The sequence below is a fragment of the Bradyrhizobium sp. Kon56 genome, from assembly GCF_055807635.1.
Window position 1 is genome coordinate 140581 of the sequence record NZ_JBVVOU010000005.1, and the last position, 24308, is coordinate 164888.

The 24308-nt window shown below is 63.9% G+C and carries 30 protein-coding genes and 1 pseudogene; 14 read left to right on the top strand and 17 right to left on the bottom strand.

Annotation, left to right across the window (positions count from 1 at the left end):
• Positions 1 to 44 precede the first annotated feature (44 nt).
• Together AC0L3B_RS10365 and AC0L3B_RS10370 are read right to left on the bottom strand one after the other, a co-directional pair.
• On the bottom strand, positions 45 to 737 hold the full coding sequence (locus AC0L3B_RS10365) for a GNAT family N-acetyltransferase (protein ID WP_204510970.1): 693 nt from the start codon (positions 735 to 737) through the stop codon (positions 45 to 47).
• 4 nt (positions 738 to 741) lie between these two features.
• A complete protein-coding gene (locus tag AC0L3B_RS10370) occupies positions 742 to 1089 on the bottom strand; it encodes a Lin0512 family protein (RefSeq protein WP_026233749.1) in 348 nt (115 codons plus the stop codon).
• Between the two features lie 162 nt (positions 1090 to 1251).
• On the opposite strand from AC0L3B_RS10370, the gene AC0L3B_RS10375 reads away from it, so the two are divergent.
• The 3 genes from AC0L3B_RS10375 to AC0L3B_RS10385 all read left to right on the top strand — a co-directional run bounded on the left by AC0L3B_RS10375 (position 1252) and on the right by AC0L3B_RS10385 (position 2996).
• On the top strand, positions 1252 to 1605 hold the full coding sequence (locus AC0L3B_RS10375) for an MmcQ/YjbR family DNA-binding protein (protein WP_085352880.1): 354 nt from the start codon (positions 1252 to 1254) through the stop codon (positions 1603 to 1605).
• A 75-nt stretch (positions 1606 to 1680) separates the two neighbouring features.
• Positions 1681 to 2553: a bifunctional helix-turn-helix transcriptional regulator/GNAT family N-acetyltransferase gene (locus AC0L3B_RS10380; RefSeq protein WP_473380355.1), complete on the top strand. Its 873-nt coding sequence runs from the start codon at positions 1681 to 1683 to the stop codon at positions 2551 to 2553.
• Between the two features lie 56 nt (positions 2554 to 2609).
• Positions 2610 to 2996 (top strand): ester cyclase, encoded by a 387-nt coding sequence (locus AC0L3B_RS10385; RefSeq protein WP_473380356.1) that lies wholly within the window; start codon positions 2610 to 2612, stop codon positions 2994 to 2996.
• 22 nt (positions 2997 to 3018) lie between these two features.
• Here AC0L3B_RS10385 and AC0L3B_RS10390 read toward each other — a convergent pair whose 3' ends face one another.
• Positions 3019 to 4239: an MFS transporter gene (locus tag AC0L3B_RS10390; RefSeq protein ID WP_473380357.1), complete on the bottom strand. Its 1221-nt coding sequence runs from the start codon at positions 4237 to 4239 to the stop codon at positions 3019 to 3021.
• A 420-nt stretch (positions 4240 to 4659) separates the two neighbouring features.
• Between AC0L3B_RS10390 and AC0L3B_RS10395 the strand changes: the two genes are divergently transcribed.
• The gene (locus tag AC0L3B_RS10395; RefSeq protein WP_446480220.1) at positions 4660 to 5121 is read left to right on the top strand and encodes a cupin domain-containing protein; all 462 of its coding nucleotides are present in this window, start codon (positions 4660 to 4662) and stop codon (positions 5119 to 5121) included.
• A gap of 31 nt (positions 5122 to 5152) precedes the next feature.
• On the opposite strand, the gene AC0L3B_RS10400 is transcribed toward AC0L3B_RS10395, so the two are convergent.
• Positions 5153 to 5731, bottom strand: coding sequence for a membrane protein (locus AC0L3B_RS10400; RefSeq protein WP_018459172.1), 579 nt, complete (start codon positions 5729 to 5731; stop codon positions 5153 to 5155).
• A 105-nt stretch (positions 5732 to 5836) separates the two neighbouring features.
• Positions 5837 to 6421: a TetR/AcrR family transcriptional regulator gene (locus AC0L3B_RS10405; RefSeq protein ID WP_085352877.1), complete on the bottom strand. Its 585-nt coding sequence runs from the start codon at positions 6419 to 6421 to the stop codon at positions 5837 to 5839.
• Between the two features lie 76 nt (positions 6422 to 6497).
• Here AC0L3B_RS10405 and AC0L3B_RS10410 point away from each other — a divergent pair, with 76 nt between their 5' ends.
• Both AC0L3B_RS10410 and AC0L3B_RS10415 read left to right on the top strand, forming a co-directional pair.
• Positions 6498 to 6995 carry a peptide deformylase gene (locus tag AC0L3B_RS10410; RefSeq protein ID WP_085395946.1) on the top strand — a complete coding sequence of 166 codons (498 nt, stop codon included), beginning with the start codon at positions 6498 to 6500 and terminating at the stop codon, positions 6993 to 6995.
• A 59-nt stretch (positions 6996 to 7054) separates the two neighbouring features.
• Positions 7055 to 7336 (top strand): annotated as a pseudogene (locus tag AC0L3B_RS10415) (GFA family protein); the annotation flags it as partial.
• A 361-nt stretch (positions 7337 to 7697) separates the two neighbouring features.
• On the opposite strand, the gene AC0L3B_RS10420 reads toward AC0L3B_RS10415, so the two are convergent.
• Genes AC0L3B_RS10420 through AC0L3B_RS10430 form a run of 3 tightly spaced genes read right to left on the bottom strand, consistent with a single transcriptional unit; the run spans position 7698 to position 9576 of the window.
• Positions 7698 to 8060, bottom strand: a complete 363-nt coding sequence (locus AC0L3B_RS10420; RefSeq protein ID WP_018459176.1) for an ArsR/SmtB family transcription factor — start codon at positions 8058 to 8060, stop codon at positions 7698 to 7700.
• Positions 8060 to 8722 (bottom strand): SRPBCC family protein, encoded by a 663-nt coding sequence (locus AC0L3B_RS10425; RefSeq protein WP_473380358.1) that lies wholly within the window; start codon positions 8720 to 8722, stop codon positions 8060 to 8062. Before AC0L3B_RS10425 ends, AC0L3B_RS10420 begins: the two co-directional genes overlap by 1 nt.
• A gap of 56 nt (positions 8723 to 8778) precedes the next feature.
• On the bottom strand, positions 8779 to 9576 hold the full coding sequence (locus AC0L3B_RS10430; protein WP_473380359.1) for an AraC family transcriptional regulator: 798 nt from the start codon (positions 9574 to 9576) through the stop codon (positions 8779 to 8781).
• Positions 9577 to 9703: 127 nt separating this feature from the next.
• On the opposite strand from AC0L3B_RS10430, the gene AC0L3B_RS10435 reads away from it, so the two are divergent.
• Positions 9704 to 11254, top strand: coding sequence for a carboxylesterase/lipase family protein (locus AC0L3B_RS10435; RefSeq protein WP_473380360.1), 1551 nt, complete (start codon positions 9704 to 9706; stop codon positions 11252 to 11254).
• Between the two features lie 6 nt (positions 11255 to 11260).
• Here AC0L3B_RS10435 and AC0L3B_RS10440 read toward each other — a convergent pair whose 3' ends face one another.
• Entirely contained in the window at positions 11261 to 12517 is a 1257-nt protein-coding gene (locus AC0L3B_RS10440; protein WP_446480216.1) for a serine hydrolase domain-containing protein, read from the bottom strand.
• A 237-nt stretch (positions 12518 to 12754) separates the two neighbouring features.
• Between AC0L3B_RS10440 and AC0L3B_RS10445 the strand changes: the two genes are divergently transcribed.
• On the top strand, positions 12755 to 13105 hold the full coding sequence (locus AC0L3B_RS10445; RefSeq protein WP_085395943.1) for an ethanolamine utilization protein: 351 nt from the start codon (positions 12755 to 12757) through the stop codon (positions 13103 to 13105).
• 90 nt (positions 13106 to 13195) lie between these two features.
• On the opposite strand, the gene AC0L3B_RS10450 is transcribed toward AC0L3B_RS10445, so the two are convergent.
• The 5 genes from AC0L3B_RS10450 to AC0L3B_RS10470 all read right to left on the bottom strand — a co-directional run bounded on the left by AC0L3B_RS10450 (position 13196) and on the right by AC0L3B_RS10470 (position 17240).
• Complete coding sequence (locus AC0L3B_RS10450) at positions 13196 to 13954, bottom strand: SDR family oxidoreductase (protein WP_446480215.1); 759 nt, start codon at positions 13952 to 13954, stop codon at positions 13196 to 13198.
• A 167-nt stretch (positions 13955 to 14121) separates the two neighbouring features.
• Positions 14122 to 15003: an AraC family transcriptional regulator gene (locus AC0L3B_RS10455; protein ID WP_473380361.1), complete on the bottom strand. Its 882-nt coding sequence runs from the start codon at positions 15001 to 15003 to the stop codon at positions 14122 to 14124.
• A gap of 217 nt (positions 15004 to 15220) precedes the next feature.
• Complete coding sequence (locus tag AC0L3B_RS10460; protein ID WP_085352867.1) at positions 15221 to 15625, bottom strand: nuclear transport factor 2 family protein; 405 nt, start codon at positions 15623 to 15625, stop codon at positions 15221 to 15223.
• A gap of 1 nt (position 15626) precedes the next feature.
• A complete protein-coding gene (locus tag AC0L3B_RS10465; protein WP_446480213.1) occupies positions 15627 to 16523 on the bottom strand; it encodes an MBL fold metallo-hydrolase in 897 nt (298 codons plus the stop codon).
• A 72-nt stretch (positions 16524 to 16595) separates the two neighbouring features.
• On the bottom strand, positions 16596 to 17240 hold the full coding sequence (locus AC0L3B_RS10470; RefSeq protein WP_247396394.1) for a DsbA family protein: 645 nt from the start codon (positions 17238 to 17240) through the stop codon (positions 16596 to 16598).
• A gap of 110 nt (positions 17241 to 17350) precedes the next feature.
• Between AC0L3B_RS10470 and AC0L3B_RS10475 the strand changes: the two genes are divergently transcribed.
• The gene (locus tag AC0L3B_RS10475) at positions 17351 to 18250 is read left to right on the top strand and encodes a LysR substrate-binding domain-containing protein (protein WP_473380362.1); all 900 of its coding nucleotides are present in this window, start codon (positions 17351 to 17353) and stop codon (positions 18248 to 18250) included.
• A 15-nt stretch (positions 18251 to 18265) separates the two neighbouring features.
• Here AC0L3B_RS10475 and AC0L3B_RS10480 read toward each other — a convergent pair whose 3' ends face one another.
• Positions 18266 to 19168 (bottom strand): HNH endonuclease, encoded by a 903-nt coding sequence (locus AC0L3B_RS10480; RefSeq protein ID WP_473380363.1) that lies wholly within the window; start codon positions 19166 to 19168, stop codon positions 18266 to 18268.
• A gap of 149 nt (positions 19169 to 19317) precedes the next feature.
• Positions 19318 to 20214 carry a LysR family transcriptional regulator gene (locus AC0L3B_RS10485; RefSeq protein WP_085395937.1) on the bottom strand — a complete coding sequence of 299 codons (897 nt, stop codon included), beginning with the start codon at positions 20212 to 20214 and terminating at the stop codon, positions 19318 to 19320.
• 265 nt (positions 20215 to 20479) lie between these two features.
• On the opposite strand from AC0L3B_RS10485, the gene AC0L3B_RS10490 reads away from it, so the two are divergent.
• The 5 genes from AC0L3B_RS10490 to AC0L3B_RS10510 all read left to right on the top strand — a co-directional run bounded on the left by AC0L3B_RS10490 (position 20480) and on the right by AC0L3B_RS10510 (position 23773).
• Positions 20480 to 21214 carry an SDR family NAD(P)-dependent oxidoreductase gene (locus AC0L3B_RS10490; protein ID WP_085352864.1) on the top strand — a complete coding sequence of 245 codons (735 nt, stop codon included), beginning with the start codon at positions 20480 to 20482 and terminating at the stop codon, positions 21212 to 21214.
• 49 nt (positions 21215 to 21263) lie between these two features.
• Complete coding sequence (locus tag AC0L3B_RS10495; RefSeq protein ID WP_085395936.1) at positions 21264 to 22016, top strand: SDR family NAD(P)-dependent oxidoreductase; 753 nt, start codon at positions 21264 to 21266, stop codon at positions 22014 to 22016.
• Positions 22017 to 22048: 32 nt separating this feature from the next.
• A complete protein-coding gene (locus AC0L3B_RS10500; protein WP_085395935.1) occupies positions 22049 to 22648 on the top strand; it encodes an NADPH-dependent F420 reductase in 600 nt (199 codons plus the stop codon).
• Between the two features lie 70 nt (positions 22649 to 22718).
• The gene (locus AC0L3B_RS10505) at positions 22719 to 23129 is read left to right on the top strand and encodes a nuclear transport factor 2 family protein (RefSeq protein WP_085395934.1); all 411 of its coding nucleotides are present in this window, start codon (positions 22719 to 22721) and stop codon (positions 23127 to 23129) included.
• A gap of 11 nt (positions 23130 to 23140) precedes the next feature.
• Positions 23141 to 23773, top strand: coding sequence for a class I SAM-dependent methyltransferase (locus tag AC0L3B_RS10510; protein WP_085395933.1), 633 nt, complete (start codon positions 23141 to 23143; stop codon positions 23771 to 23773).
• 140 nt (positions 23774 to 23913) lie between these two features.
• On the opposite strand, the gene AC0L3B_RS10515 is transcribed toward AC0L3B_RS10510, so the two are convergent.
• Positions 23914 to 24303 (bottom strand): hypothetical protein, encoded by a 390-nt coding sequence (locus AC0L3B_RS10515; protein ID WP_018459189.1) that lies wholly within the window; start codon positions 24301 to 24303, stop codon positions 23914 to 23916.
• Between the last annotated feature and the right edge of the window lie 5 nt (positions 24304 to 24308).

Genomic DNA, 24308 nt, shown 5'->3' on the forward strand with positions numbered 1-24308 from the left:
TAGCGTGAATTCGCCAGATATGAAGCCTGACCGGACGGCGCGGCTCATCTCTGCTTCATGAACGCAGTCACGTGCAGGCGGCGCCGAGTCCGCATCCCCTGCCGCTGGTACAGCGCGATGGCCGACGAGTTGCTCGAGAACACGTGCAGGAACGGAATTTCGCTGCGCGCCTCGATCTGCCGCGCGACCGCCGCCAGCAGCGCCTGCGCGTAGCCCCGCCCCCGATGATCAGGGTGGACGCAGACGGCCGTCATCTCGACGAAATTGCCCGGCTTCATGCGCTCGCCGGCCATCGCGACCAATTCGCCGCCGGCGCGGATGCCAAGAAACGTCCCGAGTTCGTGCGTGCGCCGCGCGAATGGACCGGGCTTCGTCAAATCCGTCAATGCCATCATGGCGGGAACGTCGGCTGCACCCAGCCGGACGATCTCGGCATCGCGAAGCGGGCTATCGGCCGGGGAGCCGATCATCTGCTCGCAGGGTCCGGCCAGCACGACCTTGAAACCGGCGGGAACGTCGACGGCCTCGGGTGTGAACAGCGCGGCGACCTGCGAGCCCGACAGGAGATTGCCGAGCTCGGCAAAGCTCGTCTCGGACATGTCGACCATGTCGGCAAAAGGCGTCACGTCCACCGGATAGCGCAGCGCTCCCGGGCCACCCTCGGCCAGATGTTTGTGGCTGGTCGTCAGCGCGCTCCAGATCGGGCGATCCAGTAGGGTCACGTCACCGTCGGACACCGGCCTAGTCCTTATCGAAGCTGACGATGACGGCGGCATTGGCGATGAGGATGGGGTCGTTACCCTGCTCCGCAGCCGAGGGAATCTCCAGCCCGCCCTTCACCGCGTTGACGGTGACGGTGCCGTAAGGCAGTTCCTTCGCGACCGCGTCCTTGTCGACGGCTTCGGGATTCGGCACCGCGATCGTGACGTCGACGAACATGTCGTTCGCAGTCTTGTCGATCATCCGGAAGAAGCCGAGGCTCGAATGCCTGATGGCATCAGAAACGGCACGCTTCGCCGCCTTGGTGGCGTCCCTGCCGTGCACGTCGACGCCCATCCCCATCTCGGTGATACAGCGAATGCGAGCCATGACCTTATTCCTGTGACTGATTGAGTGATGTGGAGTGTGGGGGATCGGACGGCACGATACAAGTGGGGTCGTTCCTCTCGTATCGCGGACGCGGTGCGGCACGCAGAGGCGCTCCATCGTTGCGGCGTTGCAAGCCGCGTACGCTGTGCTATCGCTTAGGCGATGACTCCCAAAACTTTCGAAACCCGCTGCCTGCGCCTGCCCGCCGTCACCAAGGTGGTGCAGTGGGAGGGCACCTCCGTGTTCAAGGTCGGCGGCAAGATGTTCGCACTCGGCGGCGGCTTTGCCGCGCGCTCCGGCGGCTACATGTTCAAGGTCTCGAACATGGCCTATGCCATGCTGATCGAGCACGGCCTTGCGCGGCCGGCGCCCTATCTGGCGCGCGCCAAATGGGTGCAACTCGTCGGCAACAACGCGCTGCCGGACGCCGAGCTCACGGCCTATCTGGCGCAGGCGCACGCGCTGATCGCGGCGAAACTCACGCGGAAATCCCGCAAGGTCCTGGGCCTGGATTGAAGCGCAGTTCGCTGGTGAAGCGAAAACGTGCACTGATTGACTTCGATGATATGTCTGACTAAAGTCAGATATATCATGCTCGACCCTGTTTCCCGCGTCCGCCGCTTCAATCGTGCCGTCACGTCCGCTGTCGGCGCGCTCGACACGTCATTCCTGGGACGCGGGCGGCCACTGGGGGCGGCGCGCGTGCTCAACGCGATCGGGCATGGACGTTCGGACGTGGCCGAGATTCGCGACTATCTCGGCCTCGATTCCGGCCTGATGAGCCGCCTCCTCCGCTGCCTCGAGGACGAAGGGCTGGTCGAGACCAATGCGCATGAGGACGATGCGCGCCGTCGCGTCGCGACGTTGACGCGTGCGGGCCGGCGCGAGTTCGCGGCCTACGAGGCGCTGTCGAATACGCAGGCCGAGGGCTTCCTCGCCCAACATGCGCAACGCGAGGCGCTGCTGGCGGCGATGGATTTGGTTGCTTCCGCGCTGACGCGCGAGCGCGTCACGCTGGACGAGATGGACCCACGGAGCGAACAGGCGCGCTATTGCCTCGGCGAATATTATCGCGAGCTCGGCCGCCGCTTCAAGCAGGGGTTCGACGTCTCGCTGTCGCGCGATCCCGACGCCAAGGATATGCGCCGCCCGCGCGGCACGTTCATCGTCGCGATGTCGGACACGCTACCGGTCGGCTGCGTCGGGCTCAAGGGCACCGATCACGGCTATGCCGAGATCAAGCGGCTGTGGGTCGCACCGGCGGCGCGCGGATTGCGGCTCGGCCGGCGCCTGATGGACATGACCGAGAACGCCGCGCGCGGGCTCGGCATCAAGCTATTGCGGCTCGACACCAACAGCGCCTTGGCGGAAGCCGGCCAGCTCTACCGACGAAGCGGCTGGAGCGAGATCCCCCGCTTCAATGACGACCCCTACCCGGACCTGTTCTTCGAAAAACGCCTGTGAGCGCCGGCGCCTTTTCTCTCGTTGCCGCGTTAGGGCCGGAGCCGCAGGAGCACGCCATGACCAGGTCCGACCTCGCCGACATCTACCGCAATTACATCGCCTGCCTGAACCGGCAGGATTGGCCCGCGCTCGGACAGTTCGTCCACGATGATGTCGCCCACAATGCGCGACCATTCGGACTGTCCGGCTATCGTGCCATGCTGGAGCAGGATTTTCGCACAATTCCGGATCTGCATTTCAACATCGAGCTGCTGGTCTGCGATCCGCCCCACATCGCCGCCCGGCTGAAGTTCGATTGCACACCGGCTGGAACGTTTCTGGGGCTGGATGTGAACGGCAGGCGCGTGTCCTTTTGCGAAAACGTGTTCTATCGATTTCGCGACGGAAAAATACGGCACGTGTGGTCCATCGTCGACAAGCTCGCGATCGAGGCGCAGCTCTAGCGCTGCGCCTCGATGAACCTGCTTACGCTGCCGCCGGCGCCAACTCCGCTTGCGGCTTCGGGAACGGCTTGAAATTCATCGCCATCAGGAAGGCGCCGAGGCCCATCGCCCAGGAGGCGATATAGAGCCAGGCGTAGCTCGAGAACGCATCGTAGATCAGGCCGCCGGCGAGCGGGCCCGTGGCCATGCCGAGACTGCCGGCCATGGCGGTGCCGCCGATCACGGTGCCCATCATCTTGAGCGGGAAATTTTCGCGGATCAGCACCGCGTAGAGCGGCATGGTGCCGGCATAGATGAAGCCGAAGACGGCCCCGACGGCGTAGAACGTCGCGAGCTGATGCGCGAAGACATAGGCGAGTGCGCCGAAGGCCTGCAACAGCAGGCCCGAGACGAGCACGCGCTTGGCGCCGAAGCGGTCACCCATCAGGCCGAAGGCGATGCGTCCGCCGAGGCCGGCAAAGCCTTCGATACTGTAGATCGTCACCGCCGCGACCAGCGGGATGCCGCAGCTCACGGCATAGGAGACGGTGTGAATGATCGGACCGGAATGCGTGGCGCAGCAGAAGAAGTTGGTCGCGAGCAGGATCAGGAATTGCGGCGAGCGCAGCGCCTCTCCCATCGACATCTCACCTTGCACGGCGCCCTCGCCCGCAGGCGCGGCCAAGGCGTGCGCGAGCGCCGGCGGGCGGCGCACCAGGAACGAGACCGGAATCATGATGGCGCCGACCACCAGCGCCACGATTTGCATCGAGGTGCGCCAGTCATGGCCGGAGACGAGCCAGGCCGCGAGCGGCGCCATCGTCATCGGCGCCATGCCCATGCCGGCCGACACCAGCGAGACCGCGAGGCTGCGATGGGTGTCGAACCAGCCGGTCACGGTCGCCATCATCGGCGCGAAGATCGCCGCACAGGAAGCCCCGACCAGAAGCCCGAAGACGAATTGAAACGCCAGCAGCGAGGTTGCGTGGCTCGCCGCGAACAGGCTCACGGTCAGCACCGTCGATCCCGTCAGCACCACCGGCCGCGGCCCGAACCGGTCCGTCAACGTGCCCCAGGCCATGCTGGTGAAGGCCATCGCCAGAAAGCCGATCGTCATCGCGCTGGAGATGCCGGTCACGGACCAGCCGGTATCCTTTGCGATCGGCTGCAGGAACACCGGCAGCGAAAACATGCCGCCGATGGCGACGCACCCGAGCAAGCCGCCCGCGGCGACGATCACCCAGCGATAGGAGGAAGCGTTCATTTTGGTCTCCCGTCAGATCTGTCTGGGTGGAAGACGAATGGGAACATGGTGGGCCGACAGGCCGACGCAAGTTTTTGCGGCACGCTTTTGTGACCTGCCAAACAAAAAATGCGAAAACAACCCCATGCACAGTAGCCGGGCGCTTTGGGATCAAGGACTTACAGCGCAGCTCTTTGCAGTGCGAAGGAAGACCCGCCGTTTGACTCGTCGGGCAAAACACCTGCATGATGGCATCATCCCGCCGCTATTGAATTCGTCCCGTCGCGAACGCGATCGTCCGCCTTCTCGCGCGCCATCCGGCCTTGCCGTGCGGAACTGGCCGTGCGGATGCGGCGAAGTCCGTGACCGGGTTCGACGACGAGCCCCGCGCTCCGTGATGTGCCAGGCCACGCGACGCTAAAGAACTGCAGGGAAGTGCCCATGCCGAAAATCGACCTCGCTGCCGTACCCGCCCGCAAGGGCTCCAGCTACCCCGCGCCCTTCGATGCACCTTGCGCCGATCGGGTCCGGCAGCGGCTCGGCAATGCCGGAGGCTTGTCCGATTTCGGCGTCAACTTGATGCGCTTGCCGCCGGGCAGCTGGTCGAGCCAGCGACATTGGCACTCGCATGAGGACGAATTCGTCTATGTCCTCGAAGGCGAAGTGACGCTGATCGAGGACCAATGCGAGATCGTGCTCCGCGCCGGTGACTGCGCCGCCTTCGCGAAAAACAGCGGCAACGGCCATCACTTGATCAACCGTTCGAGCGCCATCGCCCTCTATCTCGAAGTCGGCTCTCGCTCGCCCGACGATCTCACGATTTGCTCCGACATCGACATGATGAGCGCCAACTCCGACGGCCGATTCGTGCACAAGGACGGCACGCCCTATCCGGACGGGTGAGCGTCCGCGACAAGGCTTGAATGGCAAGGCTTCAAACAGCCGCGCTACGCCGCCACTCGCCGACCGTGAGCCAGACCGCCGAGACCAGGAAGTAGAGCGCACCGACTGCAGCATAGCCCGCGACATTCGCGATCGAGGGAATCGCGGGCATCGTGGCCTGAAAGATGAAGAAGCCGCCTGCGAGAGCCGACTGGCCCCCGCTGAGCACCATGGCCCATTGCGCGCCAAAACTCCGCCAGCGCTGGATGGCCGTTCCGAGTTGGAGCAATCCCGACAGGATCGCCCATGCCCCGAAGATTCCGAGCACCCGGTTCATGCTCATCTGCAAGGTCACAAGCACCGCGACGGTGGTCGCCAGGCTGACCACAACGTTCAGAGCCTGCGGGCGGCTTTGAGCGAGTCCGCCGCTGCGAACCGCGTCCGCGAAGTTGGCAGCGGCGTCCCATGCGGGATAGAGGACGAGCAAGGCGCCGGCGATCACTGGAGAAGAAGCCCCGGCGGCAAACGCAGCAGCGACCCAGGCAACCGAGAACGCCGCTCGCACGAAGTAATATTGCTTCAGCCATCGCTCGCGGTCGCAATGAACCGGATTCAATTGATATCGCGCCATCGCAGTCTCTCCTATACCTACTAGTTGGTAGTTTTCTTACACACAACGAAACCGTCTTCGATCCAGCCCACTTGCTGGCTATCGTCATCGTCTCGCCGATGTCTCTCAGTGCTTGTTGGACAGCCGGTCCAGCAGCGGGGTGGTAATCACACCGAACATCTTTGGATCGCCATAGGCACGCGCCGACAGCATGGCGCCGTGAATGGTCGCCATGAATCCTTCGGCCTCGACGCGGGCTGTGCCGGAGAGTTTGAGTTGCCCTTTCCGCTTGCCACGCTCCATGACGGCCGTCAGCCAGGAAGCCAAGGAGCGGAAGTGCGCACGGACTTCGAGCGCAACCTCCTCCGGCAGGATCGGAAGCTCGCTGGCCAGCAGCGCGCACACGCAGAACGGCGCTGTCGCATCATTGATGCACGCCTTCCAGTACGCGACATAGTTTTCGAGCTGGTCGCGCGGATCAGGGACATTGCGCTCGAGCGCGGACAGTCCCGCCTCGGCTTCGGCGCGGTAGCGCGACACGAGCGTGCGGACCAGATCGACCTTGCTGGCGAAATGATGGTGGATGCTCGGCTTGCGGATACCGACCACCTCGGCCACGTCGGCGTAGCTGAAACCATTGTAGCCGCCCGCGATGATCAAGCTGCGCGCGCAGGCCAGGATGTCGTCGGCTGTCGAGGAAACGTGGGTCATGGTCCCTAGCTACCTTCCAGTTGGTAGGGCGTCAAGAACGGGATGCTTCAACCATCCGTGAGTGCTAGGAGCTTGCATGACCATTCGCCCGATCGTCCGCTATCCCGACCGCCGGCTCGCGATGCCGGCTCACCCCGTCACCGCGTTCGACGATGCGCTCCGCGAGCTTGCAAATGATCTGCTCGAGACCATGCGCGCCGCGCCCGGGATCGGCATCACGGCGCCGCATGTCGGCGTGCCCTTGCGCGTCGTCGTGCTCGAGCTCGACGCCAGGGACGGTGCACAGACCTATGTCAATCCGGAGATCGAATGGGCCTCACCCGAGATGATCCTGCATCGCGAAGGCAGCGTCTCGATGCCCGGCGTCAACGACGAGGTCCAGCGCCACGCCCGCGTGCGGATCAGCTATCGGGATCTCGACGGCAGCATGCACAAAGAGGAGTCGGAAGCCTTGCGTGCTGTCTGCCACCAGCACGAGATCGACCAGCTCGACGGCATGTTCTGGATCCAGCGCCTGTCGCGGCTGAAGCGGGAGCGGCTGGTGAAGAGGTTCGAGAAGATGTCGCGCGAGTGAGCGGGCCGGCAAATATCCGGCTTGTGTGAAATCGCGCCGGCCCGTTGGGAGGGAGACGAATGACATATTCAGGTCGTTGTGCCTGCGGCGCGGTTTGTTACACCATTGCGTCCGCGCCGATCCGCGGCTTCCAATGCCAGTGCAGCGACTGTCAGCGCGATACCGGCAGCGGCCACAGCTCCATCTTCGTGTTCCCGCGCAGCGCAGTCGCGGTGACAGGCGAGGTGCGCGAAATCGAGCGCACTGCCGTCAGCGGCGCGGTCAAGCGCAAAGGGTTCTGTCCGAACTGCGGCTCGCCTATCTACAACAAGCCGGACGAGAAGCTGGACTTAATCGGCATCTATGTCGGCACGCTGCACGATGCCAGCACGTTCAAACCGTCCGTCGTGCTGTTCTGCTCGCGCGGATATGCCTGGGATCACCTCGATCCCGAGATTCCCAAACTCCCGGATGGCACCCGGGATCGCGCTGATTTCTTGCAGATTGGGGGACAGCCAATGGCGATGAGCTTCGAGCTATCGATGCTGCCCGCCGCAATCGTCTGGGGCTTTGTACAGCTTGTCGCCGCCGCGCAGGCCGCGAACCTGCAGTACGGCCTCAGATGGGCCGCCAGCCCGGGCGACACCGAGATGCCGCCGCTTAAGCCCATCCCCCGCCGGGCAAAGAACGGAAACGTCTCCATGAGGCGTGGCCGCGATGCCTTCACGCCCGCTTCCCGCTCCGCTTGCTCATTGGCGCGTTACGACGCTCGCGTTTGCCGCGCGCGATTTCCGTCGCCAGCGCATCCAGCTTCGGCTCCCAGAAATTGCGGAACTGACCGATCCATGCATCCACCGCTTGGAGGCCCGCAGCATCGACCGAATAGAGCCGTCTTTGCGCCTCCGCCCGAACCGTCGCGAAGCCGCTCTCGCGCAGCACCTTGAGGTGCTGCGACACGGCGGCCTGCGTGATCCCGAACTCCGCTCCGATCACTTCGACGACCTCGCCGGACGCCATCTCGCCGGGCGCAAGCAGCTCGAGGATGCGACGGCGGACGGGGTCGGCAAGGACCTCGAAGATTTGCATCAGCTTCCTGTGCCCGGATGCGCCACGTCGGGCGGCGTCTCGCCGCGATAGAAAGCGATGGTACGGTCCGACCGCTGTTTCGCGGACGCAGGATCCACGCCGCTTGCGACATGCGCTGCGCGCCAATACTCGCCGCTGCTCGTCATGAATTCCTTGCCCGCGGGAGAGCCCATCCATGCCTCGGCCGTCTCATGGTTGACCGATGCCCCGGTCGCAACATATCGCTCCAGCCCGGCAATGGCGAGATCCCAGCCGATCCCGACTGCCCCTGGACCGAACTGATTCCAATGATCCTCGATCATCGCGGTGTGCTCGAGCGTCAGCCGCGCCTGGCTTCGTTCTGCCGTCAGCTTGACGTCGATCCAGCTCATCGCGCCGCCGAATTCCCAGGTCGCCGCAAAATGGGTCGGCGGCGTACATGCCGTGATGGTCCCGCCTGCATTCCCCTTGAGCTGGTATTTTCCGCCGAGCCGGAGATCTCCCTCGACCGGCAAGAACCAGCGCGGAATGCGTTGCTCGCTGGTCACTGCGTCCCAGAGATCGTCGACGCTGGTCTCGTAAAGCCGCGTCAGTGTCACCGCACTGGCTGCCTTCCCGTCCTTCTCGAAATTCCTCACCGAACGCGTAACCAGCCCTAATACCCTGACGACGTCGATCTCCATGGCGCTCCTCCTTGTCGTTTCGTGCCAGGATTAATATCGGTCGACGCTAATATAAGTCAATTCTTATATTCAGGGAAAATACCGCTCAGATATTTCCCTGGTGGTTTCCCGAGCGCCTTCTTGAACATGGTGATGAAGGCCGCGACGGAGTCGTAGCCGAGATCGGCGGACACCTGCTGCACGCTCGCGCCGGACGTCAGCTCCCGCAAGGCGACGATCAGGTGCAATTGCTGGCGCCACCGCCCGAAGCTTAAGCCCGTCTCCCTGACCACGAGACGCGCGAGGCTGCTCTCGCTCAGCGCGACGCGATCGGCCCATTCGGCCAACGTCCTGCGATCGGAAGGGTTTTTCGCCAGCGCCGCGGCAATCTTCTTCAACCGCGGCTCGGGCGAGAGCGGCAGATGCAGCTGCTGAACCGGCATGCGGGGAAGCTCGCGCAGCAGGACGCTCGCCAGAAGCTCCACCCTCGCCTCGTCATCCGCGATCTGATTGGCCAGCTCGACGATCACTTCACGCAGCAGTGGGGAGATCGAAAGCGTGCAGCACCGATCCGGCAGGTCCACGACCTCAGGCTCGATGTAGACGAAAAACAGCCGGGCGTTTTCCGTCGCGAGGTTGCTGTGCTGCATGCCTCCTGGAATCCACACCGCGCAATGCGGCGGCACCATCCACAGACCGGTGGGAACGCGGCACGTCACGGCGCCGCCCAGCGCAAAGACAAGTTGCCCCTTGCGGTGCCTGTGATCGGGCACCTCGTCGTTGGTCCCGATCACGTCGACGCGCACGGCGATAACGGGCGCGGAGACATCATCCACATCAAGATCAGGCCATGGAAAACGGAGCGGCTGCCGCATGTTTGCCGGTTTTTAGAAATTGATTGGCAGAACATCTAAATCGAGCGAAGAGGAATGTCGATAGGGTGCCGCCTGAACCTGCCCGGGGGGCGTCCGGGCGCCGCCCACGCTATCGAAAGAAACGGCCATGCATGGTTTCACGAGTACGACAGCAGCCGGGCTGCAACGCGTGGTCCGCACGCAAGCGGGGGCCGTGCGTGGCGGCCCGCGCGATGCAAGCGGCGTGATCTCGTTCAAAGGCATTCCCTACGCAGCACCGCCGGTCGGGCCTCTGCGTTGGTGCGCTCCGCAGCCCCCGGAGTCCTGGGATGGCGTGCGCGATGCGCTTGTGTTCGGCGCGGGGTGTCTATCGGCGCTCGAAAACGACCCGCGGCCGGGACCGCGCGACGAGGATTGCCTCTATCTCAACATCTGGACCGCGGCGAAGCACGCGGATGAGAAGCGGCCCGTGATGGTGTGGATTCACGGCGGCGGCTTTCAGTTCGGCTCCTCGGCGAATCCCGCAACCGATGGCAACGCGCTAGCAGCGAAAGGTGTCGTCGTCGTCAGCTTCAACTACCGCCTCGGCATCTTAGGCTTCTTCGCCCACCCCGATCTCGACGCGGAGGCGCCTTCAGGCAATTACGGCCTGCAGGATCAACTGGCGGCGCTGCGCTGGGTCAAGGCCAACATCGCCGGCTTCGGCGGCGACCCCGAGAACGTCACCGTGTTCGGCGAATCCGCCGGCGCCATGGCCGTCGGAATCCTGATCGCCTCGCCGCTCGCGCACGGACTGTTTCACAAGGCCATAGGACAGAGCGGCGCGTTCTGGGATGGCAAACACGGCCCGCTTCAGGGCTTTGAAGAAGCCCGCGCGCGTGGTCTCGCTTTTGCCCGGCAACAGGACAACGCGTCGATCGCAGCTTTGCGCAGCATGCCGGCCGATTCGTTGAATGCAGCCGCGCCGTGGAGTTTCAGGAACAGCCCGGTCGTGACGGCCTTCTCGCCGAGTATCGATGGTCTTGTCGTTCCTGATGTGCCCGCGCGGCGCTTCCGGCGCGGCGAACAGATGCACATCCCGCTGCTGGCGGGCTGGAATGCGGCCGAGGAATTTCCTTTCCGTTCGCAGTCACTCCCTGATCAATCGGCACAAGTCTTTCTCGCCGCGGCCGAGGCGATGTTCGGGAAGGGGCGCATGAACGATTTCTTGAAGGTCTATCCCGCGGCGACCGATGCGGAGGCCAGGACTTCCGCGGCGGCGCTCACGGGCGACATCGTGGTCGGCGAGCAATGCTGGCAGTGGCTGCGTCTGCATCGGCGCGGGGGACGAGCGCCGGTCTACGGCTATCACTTCAGCTATACCTCGCACTACACGCCGATCGCCTCGCACGTGACTGAAATTCCGTTCGTGTTCGGCACACTCACTCCGCAGCAGGTGATCGGCAGCTCGGCACCGCCGGCCGAAGAGGACCGCGCTCTGGCGCGGACCATGATGGCCTATTGGGTGAATTTCGCAGCGCACGGCGATCCCAACGGATCAGGCCTGCCACCCTGGCCCACCTATGACGAGAACGACGTCGTGCAGATCCTGGGCACACCGATCGAAGCCCGTCCCAATCCGCAAGCCGCCCGGTTCCGCTTCATCGACAGTTTCAGGCAGGACGGCATTCTGCCGATGCGCTGGCGGGAGCTGCCGTAGGCGGCCTCACCCGCTCGCCATCAGCTCCTTCGCCAGCGCCATGTAGGCCGGCAGCGTCACGGGATCGTTGGCGGCGTTGCCCGCTGCGGGGTGCGAGGCGTAGCGCGCGATCACCATCTCGGCCTTGGGATCGATATAGATGCCCTGGCCGTGAACGCCACGCGCCATATAGGCGCCGTGGGCGTTGTGCGTGACCCACCATTGATTGCGATAGGAGGCACCTGTTAGCGTGGTGTAGCCAGCCGGCTTGAATTTTTCGGGATCGCCGCCGCGCGCGATGTCCTCGACGACAGATGAAGGCACGATCTGCCGGCCGTTGAAGCGGCCGTGATTGCGCATGGTCTCGCCGAATCGGGCGAGATCGCGCAAGCAGGTCGACAGGCCGCCGCCGCCGCTTTCGGTGCCGATGCGATCGACGTGGTAATGCGCGTCTTCCTCCGCGCCCATCGGCTGCCAGATGCGCTCGGAGAGCAGATCGGACAACGTCATGCCGCTGACGCGCCGGATGATCCAGGCCAGCACGTCTGTGTTGACGGTCTTGTAGGCAAAGACCTTGCCGTGCTCGCCCTGCTTCTTTTGCCCGACCAGGAAATCGAAGATGGTGGTCGCACCGTCATAGTCGGGTGGAATCGGCGCCATGCCGTTGGCGCGCCGCAGTCCCCACACATGCGAGTTCTTGTCGGTGTAGATTTCGGTGTATTCGAGCCCGGGGGTCATATCCATGACCTCGTGCACGCGCGCGTCGCCGAACGCGCTCGCCTTCAGCTCCGGCACATAGTCCGTGACGGGCGCCTGCGGATCGATCTTGCCCTCGGCGACCAGAATGCCGGCGAGCAAGCCGGTGAACGACTTCGTCACCGACATCGCGATATGCGGCTTGTGCGGCTTCAACGCGCCGAAATAGCGCTCATAGATCAGCTTGCCCCGATGCAGCACGGCGATGCCGTCGGTGTAGGTTTCCTCGAGCATCTTCGCGAACGTCATGGGCCGCCTGTCCATGGTGGTCGAGGCCGACGCACCGATGTCGTGGTCTTCCCGCGGCAACACCGATGCAGGCCCCGCCCCGCGCCAGACATTCACGGTCGGCACCAGCTGGCGGATGTTGCTCCATGCCCAGCGTAGCTCGGGGAAGCTGCGGAACGAACCATCCTGGAAGCTGATGGTGCGGTCCGGAGACGGCGGGAAGCCTTTCATCCAGCCGAGTGTTTCGGGATCGGTTTCGGCGGAGGTTGCGGGCGACTGACTCGGCGCGGTGGCAGACATGAACATTGGCTCCGGAAGCGAACGACGGGGGTTTCGTATCATGGAGACGCGTGGCGAACATCCAGTGTTTGCGCCGAGGCGACCGTCGCCGTGGGCTGGGCACCAATCGTCTCCTGCGCGCCAGCCATCGTCGCACCATCTGCGTCAAACGGTCCCGCAAGGCGCGCTGAACAAAACACTTGCCTGAGGCTTCTATCGTCCTCAACCCGCCCACTTTGAAAAGACGGACGACATCTCATGCAAGTTCGCAAGTTTGCCATCTCGGACGCAACGCTCGAGCGTTCGCCCGGCCAGGATGGCGACATATTCGTCGGCAACGTGATCGACCAGCGTCACGGCGCGCCGATCACCATCGGCTACGGCCGCTACGCGCCGAACCAGATCCTCGACGAGACAATCGCCGTCGACGACGTGATGATCGTGCTCGAAGGGAAGCTCTCGGTGTCGAGCAACGCCGGCACCGTGACCGCCGGTCCGGGCGAGACCGTCCACATGCCCAAGGGCACGCAGGTCACCATTCGCTCGCATGAGCAAGGCGCCGTCACCGCCTATGTCACCTATCCGCACTGGCAGGAGGCGCACGGGTGAAGCAGGCCTTTCGCGCACTGCGCGCCCCGCTATCAATTGGCTCGATCGACGGCGCAGAGCCCCGTCGATCGGGCCCGAGCGGATTCGTGGTCAGGTCAGGCGGACCGACATGCCGCCGTCAACCGTCATGGGGCTGCCCGTCATGAACGATGCCCGGTCGCTCAGGAGAAAAACCGCCGCCTGCGCGATCTCCTTGGGACTGGCCATCCGCTTCATCGGGTGGAGCCCGGCGATGAAATTCAGGGCGTCGGGATTTCCTTCGCCCGCCGCCGGGGTGATGGTCCCTCCAGGCAGAAGCGCGTTGACGCGAATGCCTTCGGCCGCATGCTCGGCGCCCAGTGATTGAGCCAGGCCGATCAGTCCTGCCTTTGAGGCTGCGTACGCCGCCATTCCCGGCAGGCCCCCGTTGCTGAAGCCAACGAAGGACGAGGTGAAAACGATCGAACCGCCGCCCTGCTTGCGCAGTGCCGGGATCTGCGCCTTCGCGCTGAGGAACGCCGAGGTGAGATTCACCGCAAGCACATCGGTCCAGTTTTCGACGCTCATCTCGGGGACTGGCGTCATCTCGCCGACAATGCCGGCATTGTTGAAAGCGCCGTCGAGCTTTCCGAAAGTCTTGACGGCGTGCTCGACAAGGCGGGCTGCATAGCCGGTGTCCCGAACATCCCCGGCGAGAAACGTCGCGCGCCCTCCGGCGCTCTTGATGCTTGCAACAACGGCCTGCAGCTCGGGGCCGCGACGCGCCCCGAGCACCACATCGGCGCCTTCGGACGCGAACAGCGACGCTGCGGCAGCACCGATACCGCTGCTGGCGCCGGTTATGATGATCGTCTTGTTGGCCAGTTCCACCGCGAGACTCTCCTGATGTCAAAAAGGAGCCGAACAAGACATCAGGCACCGGCGAGCTGCCACCCGTTTCCCGAGTTGAACGCGGGATCACATCGTGGCGATATTGATCGGGGAATGGCGGCCTGCCCGTTTCCGTGATCGGAAGCGACAGGCCGCCGCGAGCGGCGCTATTTCAGCGGCAGAAAAACGTCCGCGACCGTCTCGTGCTCCGGCACCTCCGGGAAGAAGCTCAGCCGCTGGCAATAGATCGGGAAGTCGCGTGCTTCTTCGCCGCTGGCGGGAAGCCAGTTGCGATAAAGATAGAGCGCGGCGGGCTCCAGATTGTCGGTGTAACCGACAACGCGCAGCACCGCGCAGCGTCCGCCGGGGATCTCGCCGGCCTTGATTTCTTCGCCGTTCGCCACGATCGCTTGTGCGGTCCCGACGCAAAGGTCCACGCTGTAATCGGCGGGTGACGCAGGCCGCCGCTCGGAACGCCAGACATTGAAGGTCGGACTTGTGCTGGGGTGCAGGTGAGCCGCCTTGCGCCACGCGATGAAGCGCTGGATTGTGGCGGGAAGCGTAGCCGGGTCGCCGCGATGCTCCATGATCGCCACCTTGGTGGGTTGCACATCGCGGATCGTCACGTCGTCGGTGGTAAACGTCTTCTGCATGAGCTTGCTCCTGGCGTTGTCGAGAGGCCCTAAGGCCGCAAGCCACGGCTCCCAGTCGGGAGACTTCCGGAACGACGACGGAGATTGCCCGAACCGTTGCCGAAAGGCGCGGGCGAAGGCATCCGGTGCGTCGTAACCGGCATCCATCGCAACATCCGTGACATCAAGGGCGTCCATATAGGCCAGCTGGTGCGAAGCGCGCTTCATGCGGGCCAGCTGGACATAGCGATGCACAGATAATCCGAAGGTTGCCGAGAACTGCCGGTCGAAATGAAATTTCGAGAAGGCGGCAACAGCGCTTAAGCCGTCCAGGTCCAGATCTCCGTCGAGATGCCGGTCGATATGGTCCAGCACCCGTCGCATGCGGTCCTGATAGTTTTGCAGCGCCGCCTTCATCGTCCCTCCTCCGTGGCGGCTCCATCTAGTCGCTGACGGCCATGACACGCTCGACCGATCTTGCGGTTTGGCACGGATATCCATGACCACGTTCACGCGCGCGGTGGACTTCCTCGGCCGCGCACAATTCCATCAAGATCTAGCAGACGCCGGAACGAAAAAGGGGAGCCCGCATGTCGCGGGCTCCCCACTCCTACATTCCGACGTGATGCGGCTGTTACCGGCCGGCAGGCTCCAATGCCTTTTGCACCATCGCGGTGTCGACATATTGGGTCATGCTGGCGATCTTGCCGTCCTTCACCAGATAAAGATGCGCGAAATTGGCGCGCATGGACTTGCCCGTCGCCTTGTAGGTCCCGGAGTAGACGCCGAAGGCGGCGACGCGGTCGCCGTCTTCGAGATAGGTGTGAACATCGGCGCGGTAGCCGGTCCATTCGGTGGCGAGACGCCGGAACACGCCTGATATGATCGCGTCCGCCCCGACATAGGTGCCCGCGTATGGAAACCCTTCCGCTTCGGTCCATGCGGCATCGGGAGCGAGAGCGGCCAGCAAGTTGCGGCCGTTCTCTTCCGACGATGATCCCTCATAGGTGGCGCGGATCAGGTCGAGGTTCGCCCCCATCTCAACCCCACTTCATCTCGCCGGTGGCGACCTTGGCGCCGATGTCGAGCGCAACGCCCATGCCGAGGCCGGGGAAGCGCGCTTCCATCGCCGCCTTGAGCGCCGCCGAATCCTTGGTTTTGGCCAACTCTTCGTCGAACGCCTTGAGGTAGGCGATGGTGTGCTCGACACCGGACAGGTCGGTCTTCGCATCCGCCGACAAATGGCCGGGCACGACGATCGCCGGCTTGCGCGCCGCGATCTTTTCGAGATTGGCGATCCAGGCGGCACGCTGCTCCCTGGTCGGCGTGTCGGCGGTCCAGACATGGACGCCGGAGAAGATCAGGACGCCGCCGAACACCGCGTTGAGCGAGGGTACGAACAGATAGCGCCGGTTGGCCAGGCCGTCGGCGCTGACGATCTCGATGGTCTCGCCGTCGACGCTGAGCGTCTTGCCGTCGAACGCTTCGGGGATGACCACATCGGCCAGCACCTGCGGGCCGTTCGCCTTGAGCTGCGGGCCCCAGACGGCAAGCTTCTTTTCGACGCTGGCGTGAATGGCCGCCAATGTCGCTGGCGACGCGAGCACGCGGGCCTCGGGGAAGACAGCCTTGATCGCGCCGAGGCTGAAATAATAATCCGGGTCCGACTGGCTGATATAGATGGTGGTGAGCTTCCTGCCGGTGGCCTTGATGGCGTCGGCGACAGCCTTGCCATCGGACAGCGTGAAGCCGCCATCGATCAGCACGGCTTCGCTCGGCCCGGACACCAGAACGGGCGCCCGGAAGAAGCCGTTCTGTCCGGCTGGAAAATGCTTCCAGGCGAGCCCGCCCGCGGCATGGCCGAGGCCTGCGCGTGCGAAGACGGCGGCGGCGCCCGCGGCGAGAGTGGTTTTCATGATGGTTCTCCTTGTCAGCATGTTGGTCTCCTGGTGCTTGTCTACGATTGCGAAATGAAAGCTGGATGGTCCGGTCTCTGTTGATCGCGGCGCTCAGGCCGCCTTCAGTCCGTCGACGAGGACGTCCAGGCTGCCGAACAGGGCGCTTGCCTGCACGAGGCGGCGGTCATCGCCGGCCCCTACGATCAGGGCCGGGACGCCGCTGACGCCGAACCGGCGCATCTCGGCACGCGCGGCCTCGAGGCGTGCGCGATACGCGGCGATCAACGCGGCGTCGGGGCTCGCCAGGCGCGCGGCAACCTCCGGCAAATTCATCGCGCGCAGCACATCCGACAGAACGGAGATGTCCGTGCTGTCGCGGCCCTCGACATAGCGGACGAGCTGGAAGGCCTTCAGCGCCGCGAACTCCCGATCAGGCGCCGTGAGCGCGACAGCCGTGAGCGCCAGTGTCGCCGGACCGGAATCGAACAGGCGCGTACGGTCGCCCAGCACATCGCGGCGATAGGCTTCGCTGAAGGGCTGGCCGCTCAAGCGCGAAATCCGCTGGTCGTTGCTCCAGGCATAAGCGGCAAAGCCGTCGTCCATCGGACGGGCGCCCTCGCCGGCGAACAGACCTGTCGGCGCAAGTTCGACAGCGAAATCCGGACGGGTCACGAGCTGTTCGAGCAGCGTGGCGGCGCCGTAGCACCAGCCGCAGAGCGGATCGAACAGGTAGGTGATTTGAATGGGCGCGGACATGGCGATCTCCTTGAACCGCAATGTGGCACGCGCACATTGGTAGATAAATATCAACAAAACAGACATAATGTATGGTATTGACTGACAATAAATCTGACCGGGCAGAACCTATGAACCTGAACCGACTGGCCTATTTCGCAGCCGTCGTGGACAGCGGATCGTTCACGCGGGCCTCCGAACGGCTCGGCATCACCAAGGCCGTGGTGAGCCAGCAGGTGGCGCAGCTGGAGCGCGATCTCGGCACCAGCCTGCTCGTGCGCACGACGCGCCGGGTTCATCCGACCGAGGCGGGCCGCATGTTTCATGCGCGCTGCGTCATGATCCTGCGCGAAGCGGAGGATGCCTTCGACGAGCTCGCTCAGGCAGCCGCCGCGCCGACCGGCACCTTGCGGATCACGGCGCCCAACGACTACGGCACCGCCGTCGTCGTCGCCGTCGTCACGGCCTACGCGGCACGCTATCCCCACTGCCGCGTGGAGTTGACGCTCGGAGATCAGACCGTCGATCTCGCCTCAGGCCAGATCGACATGGCGATCCGTGTGGGGTGGCTGGTCGACTCCAGCCTGCAGGCGCGCAAGATCGGATCGTTCCGGCAATGTCTGGTCGGCGCTCCCGCATTCGCGGATCGGATCGCCGCCGCGCGCGATCCCGACGAATTGGTGACGCTACCGTTCATCGCCAACATGGCGCTGCGCGAGCCGTTGCTGTGGCAGTTCTCGCGCGGTGATCTCGACCGACGCGCCGTGCGCCTGCAGGCGAGCATCGCCATCGACACGACGCCGGGGGTGCTCGCAGCGGTGCTCGCCGGCGGCGGCCTTTCGGTGCTGCCGGATTTCCTGGTGGCCGACGATCTCGCGGCGGGCCGCCTCATCCACATCCTGCCGCAATGGCAACTGCCATCCGGCGGCATCCACACGGTCTACCCCGCAGCCCGCTTCCGCCCGCCGAAGGTGACCGCGTTTGTGGAGATGCTGATTGCGGCTCAGCGGCGGGCGGGTACGAGCGCATGAGCCGTATGGTTTTGCTTATTGCTTGAAACAATGCTCGCGGTGCCACTTTAAGAAGTGCGGAGGTGGCCGATCTGACGCACGACGCGGCGCAAGAGCGCGCCCCGTCTTGTTGATGATCGATTGCACTCCCTCCAGATCGTTTGTCTGGCGCGAGATCAATATCTCCAGATCGTCCGCGAAGCTGATGAGACCACGATCAAACATCCAATGTGCGGTGCCCGAAAGAGCAACGCCATTGCTGATGATGTCCGGCCCGTTTGCCTCGACGGAGCGTATGTGAGCCGCCGCGACCTCCGCGCGCCCCATTCCATTGATGAGCTTGAGGCCGGTGACGGCGCAACGCTCTTCATAGGCAGGCAGCACGATGCGGCGGAAAACTCGATCACGCAGGACTTTCGAGATCGTTACGCTAACACGGTCGCGCTGCTGCTCAACCGCGAATGGCACCTGCGGCTGGTCGTTAAGATCGAGCGATGGAAGGTCGCCGTCGCGCCGCGGCAGCAGCGGCGCGTTCTCCGCGAAACCAAGCTCGCATATTCTATTGAAATCGTCGGGAGAGATTGGGCGGACTGCGGACTGAGCGCGTCCTGAAATCCGCCCCTGTTCGTTAAGAACACCGCGCTCTACTGGACCCGTCGGTCCGTTGAATGGGACTGAATTGGCAAAATCGAGATAGCTTCCCGGTTCCATTAAAGCGAGATACATCCCGGAAGTACCGGGATCGGGAAGAACCTGCTGAACCCGAGCAATTGCAAAGTAACCGCGCGTTTCAGCAACCTTGCTCGGTTCGTAATATACTATCCAATCGCCGATGCAGGCTTCAACGCGATGAAGATATTGACTGGGAAATTGGTACTGCTCAGCGGGGCTGTCGTCGTAGATCGAGTCCAATCGATGGATGAATACCCCAAACCCCATGACCTAAGCGGCGCTGCCTCTCCAGGAAACAACACCCAGCGATGCTGGATCAATAGCAGTCACAACCCTACTCCCACTCGATTGTTTCGGAAGCACGATAACGCATTGATCTGTCGAGGCCAAGCTTTCCGCCCACGACCCGCCCCGCGTCACTCGCCCGCCACCGACAGCCCCGCCAGCAGCGGCGCGTACGCGGCGAGCCTGCGTGATACGAACTCCGTGAACAGCCGCACGCGCTTGGTCTTGCGCGTCTCTCCCTGCGTGAGGAGCCAGACCGTTCCGTACATGTGCAGGTCGGTCCCGGGCACCCGCACCAGCAGCGGGTCGGCATCGCCGACGAAGCACGGCAGTGTCGTGATCCCCAGCCCTTGCCGGACAGCAGCGATCTGCGCTCCGGCGTCACTGGTCCTGAATGGAACGCCCGTGGTGCGAACCTCGCCCGCGCTGGCCCAATCCGGGATGCCGTGCATGCTGATGACGATCCAGCGGAAGGGATCCGGCGCGCCCGCACGCCACGCGGCCAGTCGATCCCTGGACATGTAGACGGCGCCGAACAGCTCCGGTCCCTTCATGCCATGAAGATTTTGCGGCAGGGTTTTGCGGTCGTAGACGACGCGGATCGCGACGTCGGCCTCACGGTTGGTCAGATTTGCCAGTTCGCCGAACGACAGGACATCCATCTCGATATCGGGATGCAGACGCGCGAAATCGGCGAAATCAGGCATCAGCAAATGTGTCGCCATCGGCGGCGCCAGCGTCACCCGCAGACGCCCGCGCACGCTCTGATCGCGCCCGAACACGCGCGTCTCCAGCTGGTGTGACGAGGCTTCCATCTGGTCGGCGAATTCGAGGACCTCCTCGCCCGCAGCCGTCAGCCGGTAGCCCGAAGGCAGCTTTTCGAACATCTGGACCCCGAGGCGTTCCTCGAGCTGGGCGATGCGTCGCAGCACGGTCGCGTGGTTCACGCCGAGGTGCTCGGCGGCCGCCCGCACCGAGCCTCCCCGCGCGACGGCTAGAAAATAGCGAACATCGTCCCAGTCGATCATGGTGCAATCCCGCACCGCGCGGTGCGCCTTTCAAGCCGTATCTGATGCCTCCTACAGCAGTATGGGCAGTCATCATAGCCGGTTCCGGCCAGCAGGGCCCATTCTGAGCGACGGACACCGATCGTCGCCGTCGGCGTTAGTCGTCCGGCCGGATCGATTTCGCACCACCGATGTGCGCGCTTCCGCACTCAACGCCTGGGGCCGGCGGACCTATGTCGGGGTCCTCGGGAGCAGATGCTGCCCCGACACCACGACAGGAGACATCATGGGAAAGCTTGACGGCAAGGTTGCAGTCATCACGGGTGGCGCGACCGGCATCGGCCGCGCCGCGGCAAAGCGCTTCATCGAGGATGGCGCTTTCGTCTTCATCTTCGGCCGCCGACAGCAAGCCCTCGACGCTGCTGTCGCCGCCCTCGGGCCCAATGCCCGCGCGGTGAAGGGCTCAGTCTCGGATGAAGCCGACCTCGACCGCCTCTACGCGGCGGTGAAGGCCGAGCGCGGAACCCTCGACATCGTCTTCGCCAATGCCGGCGCGGGAAGTCAGCTTGCGCTCGGCAAGATCACCGCCGCGCACATCGATGAGGCCTTCGACACCAATGTGAAGGGTACGATTTTCACGGTGCAGAAGGCGCTGCCGCTGATGCGCCGGGGCGGTTCGATCATCCTGACGGGATCGAGCGCCGGCACGACGGGCGCCCCGGCCATGAGCGCCTACAGCGCGAGCAAGGCGGCCGTGCGAAACCTCGCGCGGACCTGGGCGGAGGACCTGAAAGGCAGCGGCATCCGGGTCAACGTGCTGTCGCCCGGAGCGACCGCGACCGAACTCGCGAAGGAAGCGCTGGGCGAAGAGGGACAGAAGGTGTTCGCCGCGATGACTCCGCTGCAGCGCATGGCCGATCCGGCGGAGATCGGGGCGGTGGCTGCCTTTCTCGCCTCCTCGGACAGCAGCTTCATGACCGCCAGCGAAGTCGCCGTCGACGGCGGCCTGGCGCAACTCTGATCCCGGCGCGGTCCCGCGCCTGGCCCACACACAATGAAAGATAAACATCATGAAAAAACTAGAAGGCAAGATCGCCGTCATCACCGGCGGCAGCAGCGGCATTGGATTGGCCACGGCCAAGCGCTTCGTGGACGAAGGTGCGCACGTGGTGATCACCGGGCGACGCGAGAAAGAGCTGAAGGAGGCCGCAGCCTTCATCGAGAGAAACGTGACGACGGTCGTGAGCGACGTGTCGCGCCTGGAAGATCTGGACCGGCTCTATGCCGTCGTGAAGGAGAAACATGGTCACATCGACATTCTCTTCGCGAACGCAGGCGCGGGGACAATCGCGCCGCTCGCGCTAGCGACCAAGGCCCATTTCGACCAGACCTTCGATGTGAACGTGAAGGGCCTGTTCTTTACGGTGCAGAAAGCCCTCCCCCTCTTTAAGGACGGCGGTTCGATCATCCTGAACTCTTCGGTGTCGAACGTGAAGGGGCTGCCGGGGTTCAGCGTCTACGCCGCGAGCAAGGCGGCGGTGCGCAGCTTCTCGCGCGCTTGGACGCTGGAGCTGAAGGACCGCAAAATCCGCGTCAATACGATGAGCCCCGGGCCAACGGAGACCCCCGCCCTGGAGACGACGACGGGCTTGACCCGCGAGCAAGCCGAGCAAGCGGCCAGCCAATTTGCTTCACAGGTCCCGATGGGTCGCAGGGGCAAGCCGGAGGAAATCGCGGCTGCCGTCACGTTCCTCGCCTCCGATGAAAGTTCTTACATCACCGGCGTGGAGCTCGCCGTCGATGGCGGCATGGCCCAGGTCTGACCGCGCCATCGACACAAGTTCGGAGAAACATCATGAGCTACGCAATCATCGGCTTCGGCCCTATCGGCCAAGCCCTGGCCAGCGCGTTTGCCCGCAACGGCATCGAAGTCTCCGTTGCAACCACGCGCGACCCGGAAAGCTTTACATCCGCCGCGGCCGTGATCGGACCCTCGATCATTCCCAAAAAGCTGGCGGACGCCGTCAAGGCGGACATCGTCTTTTTGGCGGTCCGTTTCGAGTCGCACCAGGATGTCGCGAAAGCGCTGCCCACCTGGCAGGGCAAGACGATCGTCGATGTGACCAACGCCTACGGCGTGCCGCCTGAGAAACTGGGGGGACAACCTTCGTCCAAGGCCCTCGCGCAAGCCTTCACCGGCGGTCGACTGGTCAAGGGCTTCAACCATTTGGGTGCTGCCGTCCTTGCCCAGGATCCGGCCGTCCATGGTGGCAGGAGAGTCGTGTTCCTGGCGAGCGACGATGACGCTGCCGCAGCGGCGATTGGCACGCTTGCGGAAACTCTCGGCTTCGCGCCGATCAAGCTCGGCGGGCTTTCGGAAGGCGGGCTGCTTGTGCAGGCGCGCGGAAACAGCTGGGGCCACCTGATCTTCAAGGATTTGGTCAAGTTCGACTGATGAACACGAGGACACCAAGCATGCGATCGGATCGAGCGCGATCCGATCGGAGCGAAATGGAGAAATTCCCATGAGTATCGAGACAAACATCCAGACCGTGAAGGACTTCTTCGCCGCGATCGGCCGAGGCGACAGGGAAACTCTGCTGGCGCTGATCGCCGAAGACATCGAGTGGATCATCCCCGGCGAGGACTGGCCGCTGGCCGGAACGCATCGCGGGCACGACGGGGTGGCGGATTTGCTCGAGAGGGCATCCAAGTCGATCGAAACGTCCACCGAACCCCGCGAGTTCGTGGCGCAAGGAGACCGGGTCCTGGTCGTCGGATTCGCAAAGGGAAAGATCAAAGCCACGAACAAGACGTTTAGGGACGACTGGGTCTTCGCCATCACCGTTCGCAACGGCAAACTGACGAACATCCGGGAGTACGTCGACACGCAGGCACTGGCACGAGCCGCGCGCGTGTCGAATGCCCAAGCCTAAAGGAAATCCAGATGTACGACCAATCCAAGCTGTCCGAGTTGATCCGGTTCGCACGTATCGATGCGGGCGCCACCGTGATCGACGTTTACCCAGGCGACGGCGACTGGACCCGTGTCTTCTCCGAGATCGTGGGACCCGAAGGACGGGTTGACAGCTTCGTGCCGGCCGAAGTCGCGCACTTCAAGAACGATCCGCTCGGCCTTATGCGGAGGCTTGCGAAGGAGCCGGGCCGAGACAACGTCGAAGCCGTGTCAGCGGACCTCGTGGCGATGCCGCAGGTCACGCGACCAGCGGATGTCCTGTGGCTGCACCTGTTCTATCACGACCTCCACACCGCGCTGATCCAGGCCAGGGGCGCGACGGCGGCCGACTTCAATCGCGCCGTCTACGAGCGGCTGAAGCCCGGCGGGTGCTACGTCATCGTCGACCACGCCGCCGCGCTCGGGGCGGGCACGAGCGAGGCCCAATCGCTGCATCGGCTTGAGCCTGCATCCGTTCGCAAGGAGGTGGAGGCGGCCGGCTTCGTGCTGGACGCGGAAAGCACCCTGCTCGCGACCAAGGACGACCCGCACACGATCAAGGTGTTCGATCCCGCCATCAAGGGCAAAACCGATCGCTTCGTGTATCGGTTCGTGAAGCCGTGACAGAGATCGTAGGGCGGATTAGCGAAGCGTAATCTGCCATCTTGCGCGCGACTCGGCGAGAGAGGCCGGATTTGCGGCTAATCCGCCCTACGCATCCGCTGCAGGTCAATTTCGGTTCTTGAGCTTTCGATGCAACCGGATCACTTTTTAGTCCTGCCGTCAGATGGCAGCTCCGCCGACCCGCCGATTTTGTTCGAGACCACGTAGATGTCGACGCCGCTCATCGAGCATTCCTCGCTTGATGCTTGGCTTTTCGTGATGACCTCGATCGTCTTGCCATCCTTGGTGTGAAACGTGATGTCGTAAACCTGCTGGTAGAGGTCTTTGCCGATCTTTTCGGATGCGAGACGAACGGCCTTGGTCTGCGCCTCGATCACTGATGGGATATCAATCAGGCCGGCGTTCTTGAGGTGCACGAGGGCCATGTTATTGGGCCAACTCGCGCAGTCCGGAGACTTCGCCAGAGCCACCGCAGCCGGCATGGCAAATATTGCGGCCATCACCACTTTCAACGCGGCGCGCATCAGCATGCCTC